The following is an 18,271-nucleotide window of genomic DNA, read 5'->3' as shown; positions in this document are numbered from 1 at the left end:
ACATCTGTCCGCTTCTTATCTTATCATATTCCCCAAGCTGTTTTCCACCGGATCTCCCCGACGAACTACCTGGCCCATGACCTTCGGCAGTGCGGCAATGATTTCCGAGGGTTTTACGCTGTAGCGCTCTTTGGCCAGAAGATCGCCGATGTGGCCATGGAGATACACCCCAGCGACGGCGGCATCCCAGGGGGAAATCCCCTGGCCGGCGAAGGAGGCGATGATTCCCGTAAGGGCATCGCCCATGCCCCCCTGGGCCATGGCGGAGGATCCCGTGGGATTGATCTGTACGCGGATCCCGTCGGTGATCACCGTACGGTGCCCTTTCAGCACCACGATGACGCCATGCTCCCGGGCAAAGGCCCGGGCTATTCCCACACGGTCATCGTGGATCTCCGCCCGGGTTTTCCCCGTGAGTCTGGCCATTTCCCCTGGGTGGGGGGTAATGATCACGGGACAAATGATGTCCTTCAAAAGATCGGTTCTTCCCTGGAGCACGTTGAGACCATCCGCATCAAGGACCAGGGTCGTTCCCGTTTTTCCTTCTTCCAGCAGGGTCTTCAGCACCTGGAGAAGGAGGTTAAAAGTCGCCGGGGAATTTCCCAGGCCGGGACCCAAGGCGATGACATCGGCCTTTTTTGTTCCCTGCTCTAGGTTTTCGGGATATAGGCTCATAACTTCCGTAAGACGAGGAACAAGAAGATCCAGGGCTTCCTCATGGGCACAGAGCGTCACGAGACCTGATCCGGCGGCCACGGCCGCTTCGGCGCAAAGAAGAGCAGCCCCCGTATACCCGGGAGACCCGGCCACCACCAGACAGTGGCCGTAACAGTTCTTATACCCGCTTCGATCCCGCAGGGGGATGATTCGCTGCAGGTCCTCCGGCTCCGTCACCCAGTAGGGCGGAAGAACTTCTTCCTTTAGGGATGCGGGAATCCCAATGGGTTCCACCACCACCTGCCCGAGATATCTTTGGGCCTCTTCCTGGAAAAATCCGGTCTTTAGGCATTCAAAGGTGACGGTTTTTGCCGCGTGGACAGCTTCCGGCAGGGGTTTTCCCGTATCGGCCTGGAGCCCTGAGGGCACATCCACGGCGATGATTTTTGGGGAAAAGTCATTCATGAGCCGGATGATTTTCTGGACAAAATCGGGGAGCGGCCGGGTGAGGCCCGTTCCCCACAGGGCATCCACCAGGACGTCCGCATCCTTCAGAGCTTCGCTGAAGGACCACAGGGACTCTTCCGGCGACAGCACCTGATGGGAGATCCCGGCTTTCACCAGAATTTCGCCATAGACTCCCGCTTCCCTGGGGTAACTCAGGGGCGGCCGCAGGGAAAAAACATCTACTTCCTTGCCCAAGGCTTTTAACAGGCGCGCCAAGGCTAACCCGTCGCCGCCGTTGTTCCCGGGTCCGCAGACCACCACAAAATACGTTTTCTCCAGGTTTAGATGTTTCAGCAGAGCCCGGGCTGCTCCTTCCATGAGCAAAATTCCGGGGATGCCGTAATCGGTCTGGCACCGCTCATCCAGCAGGCGCATGGTCGCACTGTCTGCGATTCTCATGGTTCTCCCTCCTCAATGATGACCATGGCCACGGCCCGTTCCCGGTCGTGGGAAATGGTGAGATGGACGACAAAGGCCGTGGAGCCCAGCTTGGCTAAAAGAAGCGGAGCCAGGTGTTCGGGATCAAAGTAGGGTTTTCCTGCCGTGTCCTTTCGTACTTCGATATCCCGGAATCCAAAACCGGAAATCCCCGTGCCCAGGGCCTTGGCCAGAGCTTCCTTGGCCGCAAAGAAACCCGCCATGCGGGAGGGATTCCCCTCTCCCAGCAGCTGAAGCTCCTTTTCCGTAAAGACCCTCGCCCGCTTCTTCGGCGTGTCAAAGGCTTCCTGAATGCGCTGAATTTCGATCATATCGATTCCTGTTCCCCGGATCATCTCTTCACACTCCTTCAACGATCAAACCTGCATTTCACGTAAGTTAAACATTTCAATCTTCCATTGATGTAAGTTTCTTCAAATCTAGTTCGTTTACTCTTCTGCCGATGGATCGTCTTCCTTCAGGGCTTCCTCCAGACTTTTCCGAAGCTCCCCGAACTTGTCTGGGGGAGCTTCCTGGGGAACTTCTGCCTTTTGCTTCCGCTGGATGATCCGATCCCGGACTCCCCGCACATAGGGGTTGCCGATTTTTCTTAAGGTGATGAGATAGGCATTGAGGCTGGCCCCCAGAATCATGATGATGGAGGTGAGGGAAAGCCATAAGAGTAGGGCAATGACCGCACCCATGGCGCCATAGAACCGGGAATAGTTGGCAAAGTTCGAGACATAGTACGAAAAGGCCAAGGTGACGGTGATCCAGGCCCCCGTGGCGAAAAGAGCTCCGGGGAAGGCATGGCGAAAGCGTATGCTCTTCACCGGGATGAACATGTAGGTGAGGGTGAGGATCAGAAAGAGCAGCGTCACCGGCACCAGGATCCGGAGAACCTCCAGGAGGCCCTTCACCGGAAAATGCGGGAAATAGGCCACGAGCAGATCCAGGATCTGGCGGCCAAAGACGATACCCACCAGGCCCAGGAGAATGGTCAGCGCCAAAAGGAGCACCCATAGGATGGAGACCGCATAGCGATAGAGAATATTCCGCCGGTCCCGATAGCCCATGGCGGTGTTAATCCCGGTCATGTAAGCCCGAAAACCTCCGGAGGAGGTATAAATGGCCAGAAAAACCGACAGGGACAAAAGGCCCGTGCGCTGCACCTCCACCAGGTCCACCACGGTGCCGGAAATAAGCTTGTAGATATCCTGGGGCAGATTTTCCTGCAGCAGCTGGAGAATATAGGTGGCGTCCAGTCCCAGATAGGCGATGAGGGTAAAGAGGAAGATCAGAAAAGGAAAAATCGCCAAAAGAAGCCCATAAGTCAGCTCATAGGCATAGGCGATGCTGTGGTCGTTGTCCAGTTTCTTTAAAAACCCTGCCAGAAACTGCCAGCTCTTCTTGACGAGGGACTTGGCCATGCTTTTTCCTCTCCTTTCTGTCCGTTTCCTTCATTATACACCAGGATTCCCGCTCGTCAGTAGTCACCTTCGGTTGTTGCGTACATCACAATAAAAAACACCTCTTTATTAAAGAGATGTTTTTACAGGTTATATGAGATGATCATCCTTATGCTTTAGCATATACAATCTGTCCATCAAAAATTGTCCACTGTATTTGTGCCTCGCGGATCTGATCCCAAGGCTCCGCAGAGAGATCCCGGTCGAAAATTGCTACATCGGCACTATACCCTTCCTTCAGCCGTCCTCTCCTTTCCTCTTCTTCAAACAAAACTTTCGCCCCTCCTGTGGTCCAGGCGGTGATCACGTCTGTTCGCGTAATCCCATTTTCCGGCTGAAATGGACCCTGTCCCTGGGAAAACCATCCTCCACAGGCATGATAAAGCGATTCCGGCAGATTGGGAAAAAGAAGCGGAAGATCCGTGGCACAGGACACCACAACTCCAGCTTCCACCAGAGCTTTCCGATTCCAAATTTTGCTGATGTCATCACCCACGGCTCCCCGAATGAGGGCAATTTTCGCGTTCATATCTTCATAAATACTCTGGATTTGGGGATAGATCTCTGCAGCCACACCAAATCTGGCCATACGCTGAAAATCTTCTGCTTGTCCAAATTCCAAATCAGTCATGGAATGCCGGACTTTCAGCTTTCCCGATGGATCCTTCTCCAGAGTCTCCATAATATCAAGGGTTTCTTTCACTGCTCGATCACCCTGGGCATGGAGGGAGAAACGAAGTCCCCGTTCATCGGCTGCCTTCACTCGCTTTTGGATTTTCTGATAATCAGGGCAGGTTCTCACAGTGTACGATTTCCCCAGGTAATTATCTGCCAGGTGTGCCTCCTCTTGGGACATGGATCCATCCACCATCATATTAAAACCGACAAAGGAAAGGTTGGGCTGGTCATAACTCCACCGAAGCTCTTCTCCCTGATTCACCGAGAAAGGTTTTCCCACAGGCTGGCTAACGACTTTCACCCTTAGGGGTGCACCATTTTTCCGAAAGTCTTCGGATAATGCCGGGAGATACCCATAGGAATCATCAAAGACCACTTCTTTAATGGCAGTTACCCCTTGTCTTTGAAGCTTCTGGGCATGATCCCGAAAAGCCTTGGAAAAGGCCCTGCGGTCGGTCATTACATCTTCCATCAGTTTCCAGCAATCTTCCAGTGTGCAGGTTCCCGGCTGCAAGCCGTACCGGGCTTGGGCAGAATGATTGGTAAGCACCTGTTCCCCACTGTCATCAAAAAGTACCACGGGGAAATCTTCGGGAATCTCGCCATGGTGCAAAGATTCCCATACCGCTGGATCTACATGCCGGCCCATATAATAGGTCTTCGGTTCCATGGAGTGCAGATGCGACAGAATTCGCTCAGCACTCCAACCGCTCAAATTTTCCCCTGTTTGAAGAAAGTACTGCCCCATAAAAAAGCAGTGAGTATCAACAATTCCGGGGATCACGGATCCCTCCCCCGCATCGAGAACGAGGGATCCGACGCTCACTTCTTCGCTTAACTCGCCTTCCTCCACCTGGACAATCCGATCTTCATGAATTTTCAGCCAACCCTTGATCCATTGGCCTTCCACAAATAAATTCTTGGATTTTACGATAATACTCTTCACCATTCCTCCTACCAGGCTCCCGTATAGCCCAGGGTTACACTACTGTTCTCTGCTCCCTTTTTCATGCACTCTTCAATCGTCTGCCCTTCCAGCAGCGCTTTAAGAAATCCTGCAATGTAGCTGTCTCCAGCTCCCATGGAGTCCACAACTTCACAAGGAACGATGCCAAACCGATGAAACTGTCCATCATAGGCAATGCTCCCTTGCTCACCGAGGGTCACAATCACCATTTTGGGGCCTTTTCGCTGTTCAATTTCCATGAAGTTTCGCAGTTCCGGGGTATCTTCATCGGCAGCGAAGAACGCATAATCCACATGGGGGATGGCCACTTCCTTCACAGGATCTTCGAGTTTCGTGGCGAAATCAAAGGCTATCCTACATCCTCGACTTTTCAAATCCACCATGCGATCTTCTACTTTTCCCCAAATCCCACTGACCACCAAATCATGGCTAGCTAAAAACTCCAGATCCTCCTCTGTGAGCTTAAAATCCTTCAGGACTCCTTCGTCATAATCCCCGAAGACACGCTCACCATCTACAAGCTCTACCTGGGTGACCGCTGTCTTTCCCTCTTTTTCATAAAGATGAGTCAGGTCAACACCTTTACTGGCCAAGGCTTCTTTGAGGATCTTTCCATAGCGGTCATTTCCAATGACCCCCACATAGGATGAGGAAACCCCGAGTCTTTTAAGATAAACCGCCACGTTCACTGGGTTTCCACCTGGAAATCCTTGGTCAAGATTCTGATAGTAGTCAATGCAATTATCCCCAACAGTCGCTATCCTCATATTTATTCTCCCATCAATGTTATACTGACCTGCCGAACCGCAGGTCCGTCAAATTCGCAGAAATAGATTTCTTGTGCCTCGCCTCGGATGATCCGACCCTCGATCACCGGAAAGCAGCAGTGATTCCCGGTGATGTGACTTTTCAGGTGACCGCTGGGGTTTCCCGCGGTGGAGCCGTAGCTCCTTAGCATCCGGGCATGGGCATAAGGATGATTCTCCGGAGCAAGCCGGTTCAGGAGATCCTGGAGGTCGCTTTCCAGACATTCCAGGGCCTCATTTACTGTAATGCCCGTGGTAGTGTGCTTCGTGATCACATAAATGACTCCATTTTTGACGGATGAATTTTGAAGCATCTCCTCTACGGAATCTGTGATTCGGATCCATTGGTTGTATTCATTGGTGACAAGATTCAAAATCTTATGCTCTACCATGAAGTCACCGCCTTCATTCCAAAAAATTCCAGGGCGTTCTGCGCCTGAATCAGCTCCAATGTGCTCTCCCGAAGTCCGAGACTCTTCAGTGCCCTGGCCATTCGGATCTGTTCGAATCTGGGATTAGCGCTTCCAAACATCACCTGATGCCGCAAACTGCGATCCAGCCATGTCATGGGCAACTCCCGAGTGAAAACCTCAGTGTAAAACTCCTGGGCACTATCGAAGTAAAGAAGTGCGGTATCCGTATAAGCCTGGGGATATTTAAGGAGCAGCATGGCAGTCTCCTTCACCCAAGGCCACCCCACCTGCGTAAGGCAGACTCTCAGTTTATCAAAGCGCATCAAAAGGGGTTCGTACTGAAGCGGATGTGTATAGGAAGCGATAGCCTCTTTTTCCATCGTCATCCCGCACTGAAAAAATATCGGCCGATTGTGGCGAAGGCATATGTCATACAGATCGATGAGCCGGTCATCCAGCGGGTCCATTTGAAGCCGTCCCAAATGAAGTGCCAGCCCCTTCAGTTCCAGCTTAGCATAGGCATACTCAAGTTTCTCTGCCGCGTGGGGATCCCGGGGATCAACACTGGCAATACCCCAAAACTGATCCGGGTGATTGGAAGCCAGAAGTGCCACTTCTTCATTGGATACCAAGGGTGCTTTGGTCCCTTCAGAATAATCCTGCGCCCAGAGGCACATCCGGTCAAGTCCCGCACAATGCATCTGATTCCGAAGATGCTGGTGCGATGCAAATCCATTCTTAAAGATTCCCAAAGATTCATGACGCAGCTCCTGATGGGATTTGCTTTGCTGAATCTCCTCATAGAAGTCAGGGTGTACATGAACATCTATAAACATCGTTACTCCTCCATGAGCCTTCGAAGATTCTCCACAGCTCGGCGAGCATGAAGTCTCGGTTCCTGAATATAGTTCGTTACGAGTTCAATGGTGGCTGTGCCCTCATACCCCGTGGTTTTGATTTCCGCCAGCAGTTCCTTCAGCGGCAGGATTCCGTCCCCGGGAACATAGTGGGTATCTTCGCCCGGTCGAGCATCCACGAGATGAAGATGCCGCATCTTCTCCCCAAGTAGCGAGAAGTACGGCATGATGCTTTCTCCTTGGACCGATGGCGGCACGACATCACACATGGCTGCCAAATAAGGCGTCTCAACTTCCTTCATGAGTCTTGACAGTTCCTGGGGAGATTTAATCACGTTGGTTTCAAAGGGTGTCAGGGCTTCCACAATGAGGGTATGCTGCAGATGGTCTGCATAATCGGCAAGCTCCTGCACTGTACGGACTAATCGTCCCCACATTTCCTCATGGGTAGTGTAGTATCCTCCATGGGCAGGACTGATCATGGTAAACTCCGCTCCCAGGGCTTTCCCCATGTCCATACAGGTTTTTAGGTATGATACACAGTCTACACGCATGGATTCTGAGCCTAACATAAAATTGTAGGGATAGGCATTATGCTCCGGGGTATATCCTCGCACCGGCATTTCATACCTCTGGATGAGACGCTTCACCACATCCAGATCTCCGGCTTTCAGATCCGGAGCAAATCCATGGGGGCGGCCCCCCCAAAGCTCCACATAGTCATAGCCGAACCGTTTGGCATCTTCAAAGGCGTGCTCCAAAGGATTCCGCTGATACCCGCTGGTAAACAGTCCAATTTTCATCTGTACAATTCTCCTTCCCCCCAGGGCTCAAAGACAGCCACTACCTGTGCTGCCACCTTAGCCCCCAGTTTCTGACATTCATGGATGGGCCAGTTCTGCAGTAAGCCATATAAGTAGCCCGCGATATAGCTGTCGCCCGCTCCCACCGTATTCACCACTTTTGCCGGGAAAATCCCAAACTCATGGTAATGCTCCCCATCATAAACCAAACTTCCGGACTTTCCGAAGGTGGCTATGGCTTGGCGCATGCCTTTCTCCACCCTTTGCTTTAAGAACGCTTCTATCCAGGAATCCCTTTGTCCCTTGTAAGAAAAAAAGCCGTAATCTACGATTCCTTCCATAGCTTCCACCAGAGGATGGTCCAACCGGTCTGCAAAGTCAAAGCTGATGGGGATTGAGCTTTGCTTGCGGATTTCGCAAAGTGCTTGGTCCGCTTTTCCCCATAAGGCACTATGAATAAGATCATGATCCAGGGCAAAGCGCTGATCCTCCAGATCAAACTGCATTTTGCCCAGGACTCCTTCATCATATTCTCCGTGGATCCGGTCATTGTCCTCCATGTCCATGTAAGTCACGGCGGTTTTTCCTTCCAGGACTTTCAGGTGAGAGAGATCCAGATCTAATTTCCCCAGCGTTTCCCGCATCATCTGACCACGAAAATCTGAACCCGTAGCACTAAGAATGGAGACCTCCACGCCCAGCTTTCTGAGATTCACCCCCGTATCGACAACATTTCCAGTGGGATAAGCCCGTCCTAGCCGTTCGTACACATCGAAGCAATTGTCCCCCATCATGGCTGCCCTCATTTTTCTTCCCCCCAGTATCCTAGTAGTTCAGTCGACGATAATATCGGCGAATCTCCACCGGATGACAGTTGATCTTTTCCAAATGAGCATCGATTCTGCGTGTCACAGCCATCATTACCAAGTGGGAAATATGACCTCTGAATTTTTCGCTGATCCCCTTTAGCTCATAATCCTTTGTGTCAATGAACGATGCATTTCCGCAAATTCGGGGAAGGAAAGCTGCCACTCGCTCCGCCAGCGGTCTCTGGCTGTCTTCACCTAAAAACACGGTAACGTTGGTATCCCGATCGACAATTTCCAGCATCCCATGGAAGAACTCCGCTGCATGAATGGATTTCGTTCGAATCCAGTGCTGTTCTTCCCAATAACACATGGCATAGGAGTATGTAGCCCCCATCTGATTTCCCGCCCCCACGAAGTAATGCATGGTATCCAGATGATGCTTTTCTGCAAATGCCTGTCCAAAAGCATCTGCTGATTTTTCGACTTCTACTAGCGCTGACGGCAGATACTGGTCTAGTTCATGATAGAGTTCATCGTAGTCAGGAAAATCTCCACGGTTCTGCATGAAGCGATCCGCCAGCATGAAAAACTTCAGCTGTTCATTCATGGGATAAATCACGGTGTAATCCGCCAACGAACCCATGGGGGTGTTGTCTTTGTCAATAAAGCCAATGACCGTGGCTCCAACTTCATTTTTGATCTTAGTCAGCGCCGCGAGGACTTCCTCTGTGGTTCCACTGACGGAAGAGAACACCACCACGGAGTTGGAGGTCAGTGCCTTGTTTCCCGTGGTAAGATACTCGGCAGCGTGCTCCACAAATGCCGGCATAGCACTAAACTCCTTGATGTGTTGAACCACTTGCATACTTGATGCATAGGTTCCGCCAATGCCGATGAAGAAAATATTGTCAAACCCCTTTTCCCATACCTGATCCACAATCTTCTCGATTTCTGATCTTTTCTTTAAAGCTCCCTCAAAACTCGCATACTGTTTCTGTTCATCAAATTTAAGCATAATCTCCTCCTGATTTAAATATACATGTTTAAACGTTTTTATACCATTACAAGGAAATGGTATCACACCCTGCGAATCAGGTCAACAAGTTTATTTAATTTTGTACCAATATTCCGGATGCCCCCGCTACCTAGACCCTCTGGGGCAAAAAAAGAAGACACCGGTGATGTCTTCTGGTTTACCTCCTGATTTGTCTCAAAGGGTGAAGTTAACGCTATAGTCGCTCTTTCCTCCGCGAGTATAGCTTCGGGAAAATTCGATGACGCGATCGCGGTCATCATAGCTGATACACTCGAAAAGAAGGACCGGTGCATCACATTCCTCATCCAGGATCTTGGCATCCCGCTGATTGAGCCTGGCGATATCCAGGGTCTGTACGGCTTTCACCAGATTGATCTGGTAAAAAGCATAAATTTCGTAGATGGAAAAAACGGTGAGATCAATCCCCTTGAACTTGGGGACAAGATATGCCGGGATGAAGAGCTCTTCGATGGAAACCGGCTCCTTGTTATCATAACAGGTTCTTTTAATGTAGTAGATCGGGTCCTCCGGATTGATGCCAAAGAGCCTGGCAAAGAGCTTTCCCGCTTCCCGTTCATTGTTCTGGAGGATCTTGAATTTAGGTTCGGAATTTTTGGAGCGCATAATCTGGGTAAACCCCTCGAGGATATCCAAGTTTCGCTCATGTTTTTTCCCCACGACGAAGACGCCTTTTCCTTGAACCGACAGCAGCATTCCTTCGCGAATGAGCGTATCGATGGCGCTTCGCACCGTCATCCTGTTAATCCCATAAGTTTCAGCCAGTTCGTTTTCTGAAGGGATCGCCATTCCCGGCTGATACTCCCCATCTTCAATTTTCGTACGGATGACTTCCCGAAGCTGAAGATACATGGGCGAGTTATAGGTGATTTCCTGTGATTCCATAAGTCTCCCCCTCCTTTTCCCTTGTCTCCTTCACCAGTATGCTGGAGAACTTGATCTTATCCGGCCGTACCACAGATCGGAAATATTCCACCGGGCGTCCTTCTGCATCTTCAGCGATACCGCTAATGAAAAAGATCGGATCCCCAGGCTGAACCTGCAGTTGCACCGCTTCTTCTTCTGTGGCAAAAGTAAGGGCTAGCTTCTCTGTACCCTTGCTAATGTGTATACCAAATCCTTCTTCCAGGGTCTGGTACAACGATTCATGTTCGAAGTCTATCTTTTCAATCCCGGGAAAGCGCGCGTACTCCATCATGCTGGTTTCCACAGTGAAGGGAACATCTCCGATGAATCGCAGTCGAGATAACTGGAATATTTTCGTCCCCAGGGGAACTTTCAGCTTCTGCATGATCTGTTTATTGCTTTCCACAACGGTAGCACTGAGGACCTGATTTCGCAGTTCTTTCCCATTTTGTTCGATGAGCTTGGTTAGGGAATCCATCGTCTTCAGATTTCGCACAATCTTGGGCTCTGCCACGTAATTTCCCGATCCCTCCCCTTTATAAAGCTTTCCTTCATCCACCATCCGCTGAATGGCCATACGCAGCGTAGACCGGTTCATTTCAAAGTATTCACTGAGCTCCCGCTCAGACGGCAGTTTATCGTGGGGCTTTAACCCCTGAGCTTCGATATAATACTCCAGCTCTTCCTGGGCCTCATTTCTGGATTTGCTTCTTTTCTTTTCTTCCATCGCTTTATCCATCCTTGTTCTATCATATCAAAAGTATACCACAAGAAATCCCTTCGGTCTTATCAGTTCCCCTATTTTTGAACCATAAAAGTAAACATGGCAGAGGAACTGATCCTCTGCCATGTCAAACGAGCTTTTATGCGGCGATTTTTGGGTTTTGGGACTTTTTCTCCCAGTAGTAGTATACAGGAAGTCCTGTAACAATAATCACGACCGCTGCGATGAGTCCCTGCAGCGGAGCCCAAAGGAATGTGGAAACAATGAGGGTTCCTGTGGTAAACATTGCCAAGATGGCCATAAGTCTCCATGCCGGCATTTTCCATAGCGGATTATATTGTGGCTTTTTTCGATGAACAAAGACTGTACCAAAGGTCATGAAGTTCTTTACTAAGGCAACCAGCGTAAAGTACCCCAAAAGCTCTGTAATATTTGACGCGAAAATCAGCAAGATACCCATGGCACATTGAACCAAGATAGAGAAATATGGAGTTTCCCACTGAGGATGGACCTTCGCGAAGGACTTAAAGAAAAGTCCGTCTTTGGCCATGGCATACTCCATTCTCGGTTGGAACATGATACAGCTGGAGAGTGATCCGATGATGACGATGATCGCCATGGCAGCAACAATATTACTTGCTGCACTTCCAATGCCAGGAATTCGGGATACTGCAAGAGCAACAGGAGCATCAGAGCTCGCCAGATCCGCAATGGGGGTTAATCCCGTGATGACTGTGGAAAGGGCGGTATAGAGGACGATGATGAGAAGAACGGATATAATCAGCGCCTTCGGCATCGTTTTCTTCGGCTCTTTGATTTCACCAGTCATATAACATACCGCACCCATACCATCATATGACCAGGTGGTGGCTGAAATTGCTGCCAGCAAGGCTAAGATTCCCGTTGGTGCGCCAGTTACTGCGGGGGAAGTAATCAGATCACCCTTGATGAAGAATAGGCCAAGACCGATTAAGATGGCAAAGGGAAGGATTTTGAAGGCGGTAATAAAGGTCTGGAATCGGCCTCCACCTTCCACAGATCTCAGGTGAATCATCATAAACACGAGGACGAGAACCGTGGCTGTGATCTTGATCATCAGACCGGAAATTCCAAAGAAGTATGCAAGATAATTGGCAATAGCCAGAGCCATAATGGAGATGGAAGGGGGATCGGTAGCCCAGAAGCTGATCCATCCCACAAGAAAGGCCATGGGTTTTGAACCGGCTTCCCGGAAGTAGACATACTGCCCGCCATTCTCGGGATAAGCTGTGGCCAGCTCTGCGTAGACCAGATTTGAAGGAATATTGATCAAACCACCAATTAAGAAAGCTAGAATCGTAATGATCGCGGAACCTGCTGCTCCTGAAACCTCACCTACGGACGAAAAGATGCCTGAACCGACTGTTGTGCCGACACTGATCGCAACCGCCGCACTCAATCCGAGTTTTCGTTTGAGTTCGGTATTGTATGCTTTATCCATTTCTTGTTGCATGTTGAACCTCCTGTTAATTGATCTCTGACATCATGGTTGTGTCGGCCTCCGGATAGCCTTCACCACTTCCCTAGAGCAGTTCCCTGGAAAACTTATCGCAATTAAAGTCAAAACTATACGTTGTATATCTTTGCAGAAAGTCTTCCACCTCAAACCCGTTACATTTCAATGCTTTAAGGATTATGCTGAAATATTATACAGGTTTGCTTAAATTTGAACCATTTTTAATATAGCATGCCTGAAATCGTTCGTCAACACTCTTCCCGGAAATGTTTACACATAAATATTCGAGCAAAATCATTCTTCAGTTTGTGATGGAGCAGCGTTGTCCTCCTTACTCAAGAATCATGAGAGCCTGGTAATTCAAAAAAGGCCCCCCCTGAAAGGGGAGGCCTTCTTCGTGGGCTTATGCGAGGAGGAGATCCTCTTCCCGGTTGATGGATGCGCCAAAGACGCTATCCAGCTCCTTCACCCCTTCGAAGAAGAGATTCTTCGTCAGGATGGTGTCCATGAGGTCCTGGACCTCGGTCTCGGTGATGTCCGTACGGACTTTCTGAACTCTCAGGCTGTACTTCTTTCCTTCCTTATTCAGGAAGGTCATGGTTAGTGTGTTCATGCGTTTCTACCTCCTACCGGCTACAGAGTGATAAGGGAACTGACATCCTGGATCCGGATGTCCCCGCCGTCCTGCTCGCTGAGCGTGACGATCTTCTGGGCCACCTGGTGCACATCCTCGGGCAGAGCGTTGACCTTGAGGTTTCGAACCCTTCGGGTCTCGTAAACCACCTTTCCGTCCTTGATCTCCCTCACGAAGGTCATGATGAGATCCTTTGAGCTTTGTACTACTGATACTGCCATTTGATCAACTCCTTTCACTACTGAATTATGGGAATTTGGCCCAATGAGCAAAAGAAAAGGAAAAATATCCGAAATTCTTTCCAAAAAGTGCTATATTATCCTTATCAAACCCCTGAAAGGAAGGAACTGCCATGGTGCATCTGAAGAATGAACATCTGACTGTGGACATCGGTGAAGCCGCTGCGGAAATGACCAGCCTGAAAGACCGGGAGGAACGAGAATACCTGCTCCGGGATACCCGGTACTGGGGCTACTCCTCTCCTGTGCTCTTTCCGGTGGTGGGTTCTTTGGCGGGGGGTGTTCTCCGGCACGAGGGAAACACCTTTCCCCTGAAGCGCCACGGCTTCGCTCGAAACCACACCTTCACCGTGGTCTCCGCCACGGAGGATACCGCAAGGCTACGCCTCACCTCCACCCCCGAGACCCTGACGACGTTTCCCTTCCCCTTCCAGCTGGATGTCCTCTACACCCTAAAAGGTCAGGAAGTCCTCATCACCTATGAGGTGACCAACCCGGGAAAGAGCCCCCTGCCCTACTCCATCGGCGCCCATCCGGCCTTTTGGACCACCTTCGCCCCGGAAGGCTTTTCCGCCTACACCCTGGAGTTTGAGCAGCCGGAGAGGCTCTCGACCTTAAAGCTCAATCTGGAAAACGGCCTCCTTCTGGAGAAGGAAGATTCCCTGGGGGAGAACACCCGGTTCCTGAAGCTGGAAAAAGCCATCTTCCAGGAGGACGCCCTGGTGTTCCGTCACCTGAAATCTCGCCATGTGACCCTCACCTCGCCCCAGGATCCCCGCAGGGTCCGGGTCCATATCGAAGGGTTCCCCTTCCTGGGCATCTGGACCACCCCCGGCGATGCTCCCTTCATTTGTGTGGAACCCTGGTTTGGTCACGCCGACTTTGAAGGATTCACCGGCGATTTTCTAAATAAGCCCGACAATGAAATCCTTCTCCCCGGAGAAACCCGCACCTACACCCACCGTATCGAAATTCTCTAGAACGAAACACCGCCCAGGAGTCATGCTACCCTGCATTTCTCCTGGGCGGTGTTTCGTTATTCTTCGTTTATCCTTACTTTTTCTCTCGGTTCTTTTCCTGCTGCCAGGACAGGAAAACCCGGGCTAAGCGGGAGTAGTCCTCATAGAGCCCATCATAAACTTTGCGATTTCGGGAGGGCCGCAGAATTTTCGGCTTCAGATCCAAAGCCTTGGAACTGCCCGCTTTCTCTCCCAAGAGAATGGCCCCCAGGCAGCTGCTTTCCTTGGCATCGGCCACCTCCAGTTCCCGTCCCAGCACATCGGCCAGGAGCTGGGCCATCTGGGGATTCTCCAAAAAGCCCCCCGTGAGGGTAATCCGGGTGGCAGGTCCTGCCACCTCCTGAAGAAGCTCCAGCACCTGACGGAGATTAAAGAGTACCCCCTCCAAAGCTGCCCGAAGAAGTTCTTCCGGCCCGTGCTGGGGCCGAAGTCCCACAAAGGAGGCGGAAAGCCCGCCATCCCAGTAAGGCGCCCGCTCCCCATGGAGCCAGGGCAAAAAGACGAGTCCGCTCGCTCCCGGTAAAACCTCGCTTAGGCATGGGGGAATCCGGGAGAAGAGCTCCTCCCGGGATAGCCCCAGAAGATCCGCCAGCCAGGGGAGGATGTTTCCTCCATTGTTCACCGCTCCCCCCACCACGTAGCGGCCCGGGGAGAGATAGTAGCAGAAAGTTCGGCCCAAAGGATCCAAAAAAGGCTGGTCCACCGTCATGCGCACCGCTCCGCTGGTACCCACGGTGATGGTGGCTTCTCCCGATCCCAAGGCTCCCGATCCTAAATTCGCCAGAGCCCCGTCGCTGGCTCCGGGATAAAGAAGCAGATGCTCCGGGAAACCCCATCGCTGAAGAAAGGCGCGGTTTGTCACCGGCAGCCCCCTACTTCCTTCCACGGCCAAGGGAAGTTTATCCCCCGTGATTCCTGCCCTTTCCATGGCCCAGGGATCCCAGGCTAACGTATGGAGGTTAAAGAGCCCCGTGGCGGAAGCCACGGAGTAATCCATGACCCACTGGTTAAGGAGCGGGTAAAGGAGGTACCCCTTAATGTCCGCAGCCATGGCGGTTTTCCCCTGAAGATCCGTATTCGCCCAAAACCAGCGCAGCTTGAAGAAAGGACTCATGGGGTGGACGGGGGTTCCCGTACGTTCATAGAGCCCCAGGGCTTCTCCCTGGGCTTTGAATTCCTCCACCTGGGGCAAGGCCCGGTTGTCCGACCAGAGGATGCTGGGGGTCAAGGCCCGGCCTTCTCCATCCAGGAGGATCAGGGAGTGCATGGCGCCCGAAAAGGACAGGCTTTCCACCCGGGAAGGGTCAAATGTGGCCAGAAGCTCCCCAAGAACATCGTCAAAGGCTTTCCGGATCCCTTCGGGATCCTGCTCGGAAAACCCCTCCTGGGGATGTTCCGTGGCATAGGGCACTTCCGCTTTGCCCAGGATGCGCCGAGCCTCATCAAAAAGCACCGCTTTCAGACTGGTGGTGCCGATATCTATTCCGATTCGGTAGGTCATGGTTCCTCCTTCTGGGGAACGGTGTGGCCACCAAAGGCGTTTCGCAGGGAGGCCACGACTTTTTCCCCGTATTTTTCCCGGTCCTCCGATGCATAGCGCACCATGACCGACTGAGTGATCACCGGCAGCGGCACCTGGAGCTTCAGAGCCTCCTCCACCGTCCACCGCCCTTCGCCCGAAGAGGGAATGACCCCTTCCACCGCCTCCAGATTCACGGAGCCTCGGAGGACCCCTTCCGTGAGCTCCATGAGCCAGCTCCTAATCACCGATCCGTGATTGAAGACCCGGGCCACGTCTTCCAGGGCATAGGGATAGGGACTGTGGTGGAGAAGGTTAAACCCCTCACCAATGGCCTGCATCATGCCGTATTCTATTCCATTATGAACCATCTTGAGAAAATGTCCACTGCCCGCAGCACCGCAGTGAAGATAGCCCTCCTCTACACAAAGGGCCTGAAAAAGCGGCTCCAGACGAAGGAAGGCTTCTGTGTCTCCCCCCACCATCATGCAGGCCCCATGGCGGGCACCCTCCATGCCGCCGGAGGTTCCCACATCCAGATAGCTAAGGCCCCTATCCTTCGCTGCCTGAGCCCGACGGAGGGAATCCTCATAATGGGCATTCCCCCCATCCAGCACCGCATCGCCCTCCGAAAGGAGCGGGAGAAGCGCCTGATACACGCTTTCGGTAATTTCCCCCGCCGGGAGCATGAGCCAGAGGGTCCGGGGTTTCTCTAGGGCTCCCACGAGGCTTTCCAGCGTCTCATGGAAGAACCCGCCCAGCTTTTCCACCTCCCCTTGCAGCGCAAGGTTCTTATCCAGCGCCTCCACCAAAAATCCTTTTTCCCGCATTTGGGCCAGGAGCATAATGCCCATTTTTCCCAGTCCGATCAATCCGATTTTCATCTTCCTCTTCCTTTCATGAAGCAGGGCAAACGGTTCGTCCGTTTGCCCTGCGATTTTCTTTGGTTACGTCAGCTCGGGCCAGTAGCCCCGATTGGCTTCAATGAGATCATCCAGAATCGCCTTGGCCACTTTCGCACTGGGAATGGTTCGGGACAGGGTCAACGCCTGCCAGAGTTTCTGGTAGCTGCCTTCCTGATAGGCCTCCACCACCATTTTCTCCACCATGAGCTGCTGATACATCAGCGTCTGCTCAAAGACCGGAATCTTTCCCTGGGCCAGGGGCTCCACCCCATGGGATCCCACGATGCAGGGCACCTCCACCATGGCATCATCGGGGAAATTGGCAATGGCCCCCTGATTCTCCACGATCATAAGCATGCGCTCATGGGTGTTGTAGGCAATGGCCCGGGCCAGATCCACGATGAAGGAGGCATGGGCATCAATGTGGAATTCTCCGCCTTTAGCGGTTCCCTGGGCCACTATGGCCTTGGCCGCATCAAAGACCGTCTTTTCCCGGCCATCCATGACCTCATTGGCCCGGGTGTAAGCCGCATTGGCATGGGCCACCACATCATCGGGATACAGATAGTACTTCAGGTAGGTGTTGGGGAGATAGCGGGGGTTCACCGCCAGGAGATCCTTGGCCTTGCGGTGGGTATCCTGCCAGCTGGGGTCCGTGTGCTGGGTGTCCACTTCAATCTGGGTGAGGTACCCATGCTCCGCCACATAGGCTTTAATATCCTCCAGGTACTCCTTCCCTTCCTTGTCCTTGACGCTGGTCCACCACCCGAAGTGGTTAAGCCCAAAGTAGCGGACTTCCAGATCCTTGGGGGTTTTTCCGATGATCTGGGACATGCGCCGCAGGGTTCCCACGGGCATGTCGCAGATGTTCAGCACCTTGGCCTTGGGCCGCATGACGCGGCAGGCTTCGGCCACAATGGAGGCCGGATTGGAGTAATTCAGCATCCAGCACTGGGGGGAGTACTTCTCCATATGGTCAATGATCTCCATCATGCCGGTAATGCTGCGAAGGCCATAGGCGATGCCGCCGGGGCCGCAAGTCTCCTGACCGACGACGCCGTACTTCAGGGGGATTTTCTCATCCTGTTCCCGCATGGCGTATTTTCCCACTCGGATATGGGCCATACAAAAGTCCGTATCCGTGAAGGCTTCTTCCGGGTCCGTGGTGAAACTGAATTCGATATCCGGGGCATTCTCCTTCAGGAGGATGGCCAGGGCTTCCCCCAGGATTCTTTGTCTTTCTTCGTCATTGTCATAGAGCTTCAGCTTTCGCAGGGGGAACCGGTCCTGGTTGTCCAGGAGCATCATGACGATGCCCGGGGTAAAGGTGCTTCCGCCTCCGGCAATGACCACTGAAAATTTCTTCATCTGTTTACTTCCTTTCTTCCGTAAG

General features: G+C 52.1%; 19 protein-coding genes. 1 reads left to right on the top strand and 18 read right to left on the bottom strand.

Annotated features, from left to right (window positions below; translation table 11 throughout):
- Positions 1 to 15 precede the first annotated feature (15 nt).
- From KCG48_RS12215 to KCG48_RS12145, 15 genes are all read right to left on the bottom strand, one after another.
- Positions 16 to 1,563 carry an NAD(P)H-hydrate dehydratase gene (locus KCG48_RS12215; protein WP_211802485.1) on the bottom strand — a complete coding sequence of 516 codons (1,548 nt, stop codon included), beginning with the start codon at positions 1,561 to 1,563 and terminating at the stop codon, positions 16 to 18.
- A complete protein-coding gene (gene acpS / locus KCG48_RS12210) occupies positions 1,560 to 1,937 on the bottom strand; it encodes a holo-ACP synthase (RefSeq protein WP_211802484.1) in 378 nt (125 codons plus the stop codon). The genes KCG48_RS12215 and acpS overlap by 4 nt, the downstream gene beginning before the upstream one ends.
- 93 nt (positions 1,938 to 2,030) lie before the next feature.
- Complete coding sequence (locus tag KCG48_RS12205; protein WP_211802483.1) at positions 2,031 to 3,011, bottom strand: YihY/virulence factor BrkB family protein; 981 nt, start codon at positions 3,009 to 3,011, stop codon at positions 2,031 to 2,033.
- Between the two features lie 148 nt (positions 3,012 to 3,159).
- Positions 3,160 to 4,677: an amidohydrolase family protein gene (locus KCG48_RS12200; protein WP_211802482.1), complete on the bottom strand. Its 1,518-nt coding sequence runs from the start codon at positions 4,675 to 4,677 to the stop codon at positions 3,160 to 3,162.
- Positions 4,678 to 4,682: 5 nt separating this feature from the next.
- Complete coding sequence (frlD, locus tag KCG48_RS12195) at positions 4,683 to 5,462, bottom strand: fructoselysine 6-kinase (RefSeq protein WP_211802481.1); 780 nt, start codon at positions 5,460 to 5,462, stop codon at positions 4,683 to 4,685.
- Between the two features lie 2 nt (positions 5,463 to 5,464).
- Positions 5,465 to 5,893: a secondary thiamine-phosphate synthase enzyme YjbQ gene (locus KCG48_RS12190; RefSeq protein WP_211802480.1), complete on the bottom strand. Its 429-nt coding sequence runs from the start codon at positions 5,891 to 5,893 to the stop codon at positions 5,465 to 5,467.
- On the bottom strand, positions 5,887 to 6,750 hold the full coding sequence (locus KCG48_RS12185; RefSeq protein ID WP_211802479.1) for an amidohydrolase family protein: 864 nt from the start codon (positions 6,748 to 6,750) through the stop codon (positions 5,887 to 5,889). Before KCG48_RS12185 ends, KCG48_RS12190 begins: the two co-directional genes overlap by 7 nt.
- A 2-nt stretch (positions 6,751 to 6,752) precedes the next feature.
- Positions 6,753 to 7,574: a fructoselysine 3-epimerase gene (gene frlC, locus KCG48_RS12180; RefSeq protein WP_211802478.1), complete on the bottom strand. Its 822-nt coding sequence runs from the start codon at positions 7,572 to 7,574 to the stop codon at positions 6,753 to 6,755.
- A complete protein-coding gene (gene frlD / locus KCG48_RS12175) occupies positions 7,571 to 8,368 on the bottom strand; it encodes a fructoselysine 6-kinase (RefSeq protein ID WP_230977121.1) in 798 nt (265 codons plus the stop codon). The genes frlC and frlD (KCG48_RS12175) overlap by 4 nt, the downstream gene beginning before the upstream one ends.
- A gap of 31 nt (positions 8,369 to 8,399) precedes the next feature.
- A complete protein-coding gene (locus KCG48_RS12170; protein ID WP_211802476.1) occupies positions 8,400 to 9,398 on the bottom strand; it encodes an SIS domain-containing protein in 999 nt (332 codons plus the stop codon).
- A gap of 195 nt (positions 9,399 to 9,593) precedes the next feature.
- Positions 9,594 to 10,322 (bottom strand): GntR family transcriptional regulator, encoded by a 729-nt coding sequence (locus tag KCG48_RS12165; RefSeq protein ID WP_211802475.1) that lies wholly within the window; start codon positions 10,320 to 10,322, stop codon positions 9,594 to 9,596.
- Positions 10,297 to 11,070: a GntR family transcriptional regulator gene (locus KCG48_RS12160; protein WP_211802474.1), complete on the bottom strand. Its 774-nt coding sequence runs from the start codon at positions 11,068 to 11,070 to the stop codon at positions 10,297 to 10,299. Before KCG48_RS12160 ends, KCG48_RS12165 begins: the two co-directional genes overlap by 26 nt.
- Positions 11,071 to 11,206: 136 nt before the next feature.
- Entirely contained in the window at positions 11,207 to 12,559 is a 1,353-nt protein-coding gene (locus KCG48_RS12155) for an amino acid permease (RefSeq protein WP_211802473.1), read from the bottom strand.
- A gap of 406 nt (positions 12,560 to 12,965) precedes the next feature.
- Positions 12,966 to 13,175, bottom strand: a complete 210-nt coding sequence (locus tag KCG48_RS12150) for a DUF2922 domain-containing protein (RefSeq protein WP_211802472.1) — start codon at positions 13,173 to 13,175, stop codon at positions 12,966 to 12,968.
- 20 nt (positions 13,176 to 13,195) lie between these two features.
- Positions 13,196 to 13,417, bottom strand: coding sequence for a DUF1659 domain-containing protein (locus KCG48_RS12145; RefSeq protein WP_211802471.1), 222 nt, complete (start codon positions 13,415 to 13,417; stop codon positions 13,196 to 13,198).
- Between the two features lie 131 nt (positions 13,418 to 13,548).
- Here KCG48_RS12145 and KCG48_RS12140 point away from each other — a divergent pair, with 131 nt between their 5' ends.
- The gene (locus tag KCG48_RS12140; RefSeq protein WP_211802470.1) at positions 13,549 to 14,415 is read left to right on the top strand and encodes an aldose 1-epimerase family protein; all 867 of its coding nucleotides are present in this window, start codon (positions 13,549 to 13,551) and stop codon (positions 14,413 to 14,415) included.
- Between the two features lie 73 nt (positions 14,416 to 14,488).
- Here KCG48_RS12140 and KCG48_RS12135 read toward each other — a convergent pair whose 3' ends face one another.
- From KCG48_RS12135 to KCG48_RS12125, 3 genes are all read right to left on the bottom strand, one after another.
- Complete coding sequence (locus tag KCG48_RS12135; protein ID WP_211802469.1) at positions 14,489 to 15,955, bottom strand: gluconokinase; 1,467 nt, start codon at positions 15,953 to 15,955, stop codon at positions 14,489 to 14,491.
- Positions 15,952 to 16,857, bottom strand: a complete 906-nt coding sequence (gene gnd, locus KCG48_RS12130; RefSeq protein WP_211802468.1) for a phosphogluconate dehydrogenase (NAD(+)-dependent, decarboxylating) — start codon at positions 16,855 to 16,857, stop codon at positions 15,952 to 15,954. Before gnd ends, KCG48_RS12135 begins: the two co-directional genes overlap by 4 nt.
- A gap of 63 nt (positions 16,858 to 16,920) precedes the next feature.
- A complete protein-coding gene (locus KCG48_RS12125; protein ID WP_211802467.1) occupies positions 16,921 to 18,246 on the bottom strand; it encodes a 6-phospho-alpha-glucosidase in 1,326 nt (441 codons plus the stop codon).
- Between the last annotated feature and the right edge of the window lie 25 nt (positions 18,247 to 18,271).

The sequence above is a fragment of the Proteiniclasticum sediminis genome, assembly GCF_018128025.1.
GTDB lineage: Bacteria > Bacillota > Clostridia > Clostridiales > Clostridiaceae > Proteiniclasticum > Proteiniclasticum sediminis.
Note: the sequence above shows the minus strand (reverse complement) of the source record. Positions and strands in the feature narration are given on the sequence as shown.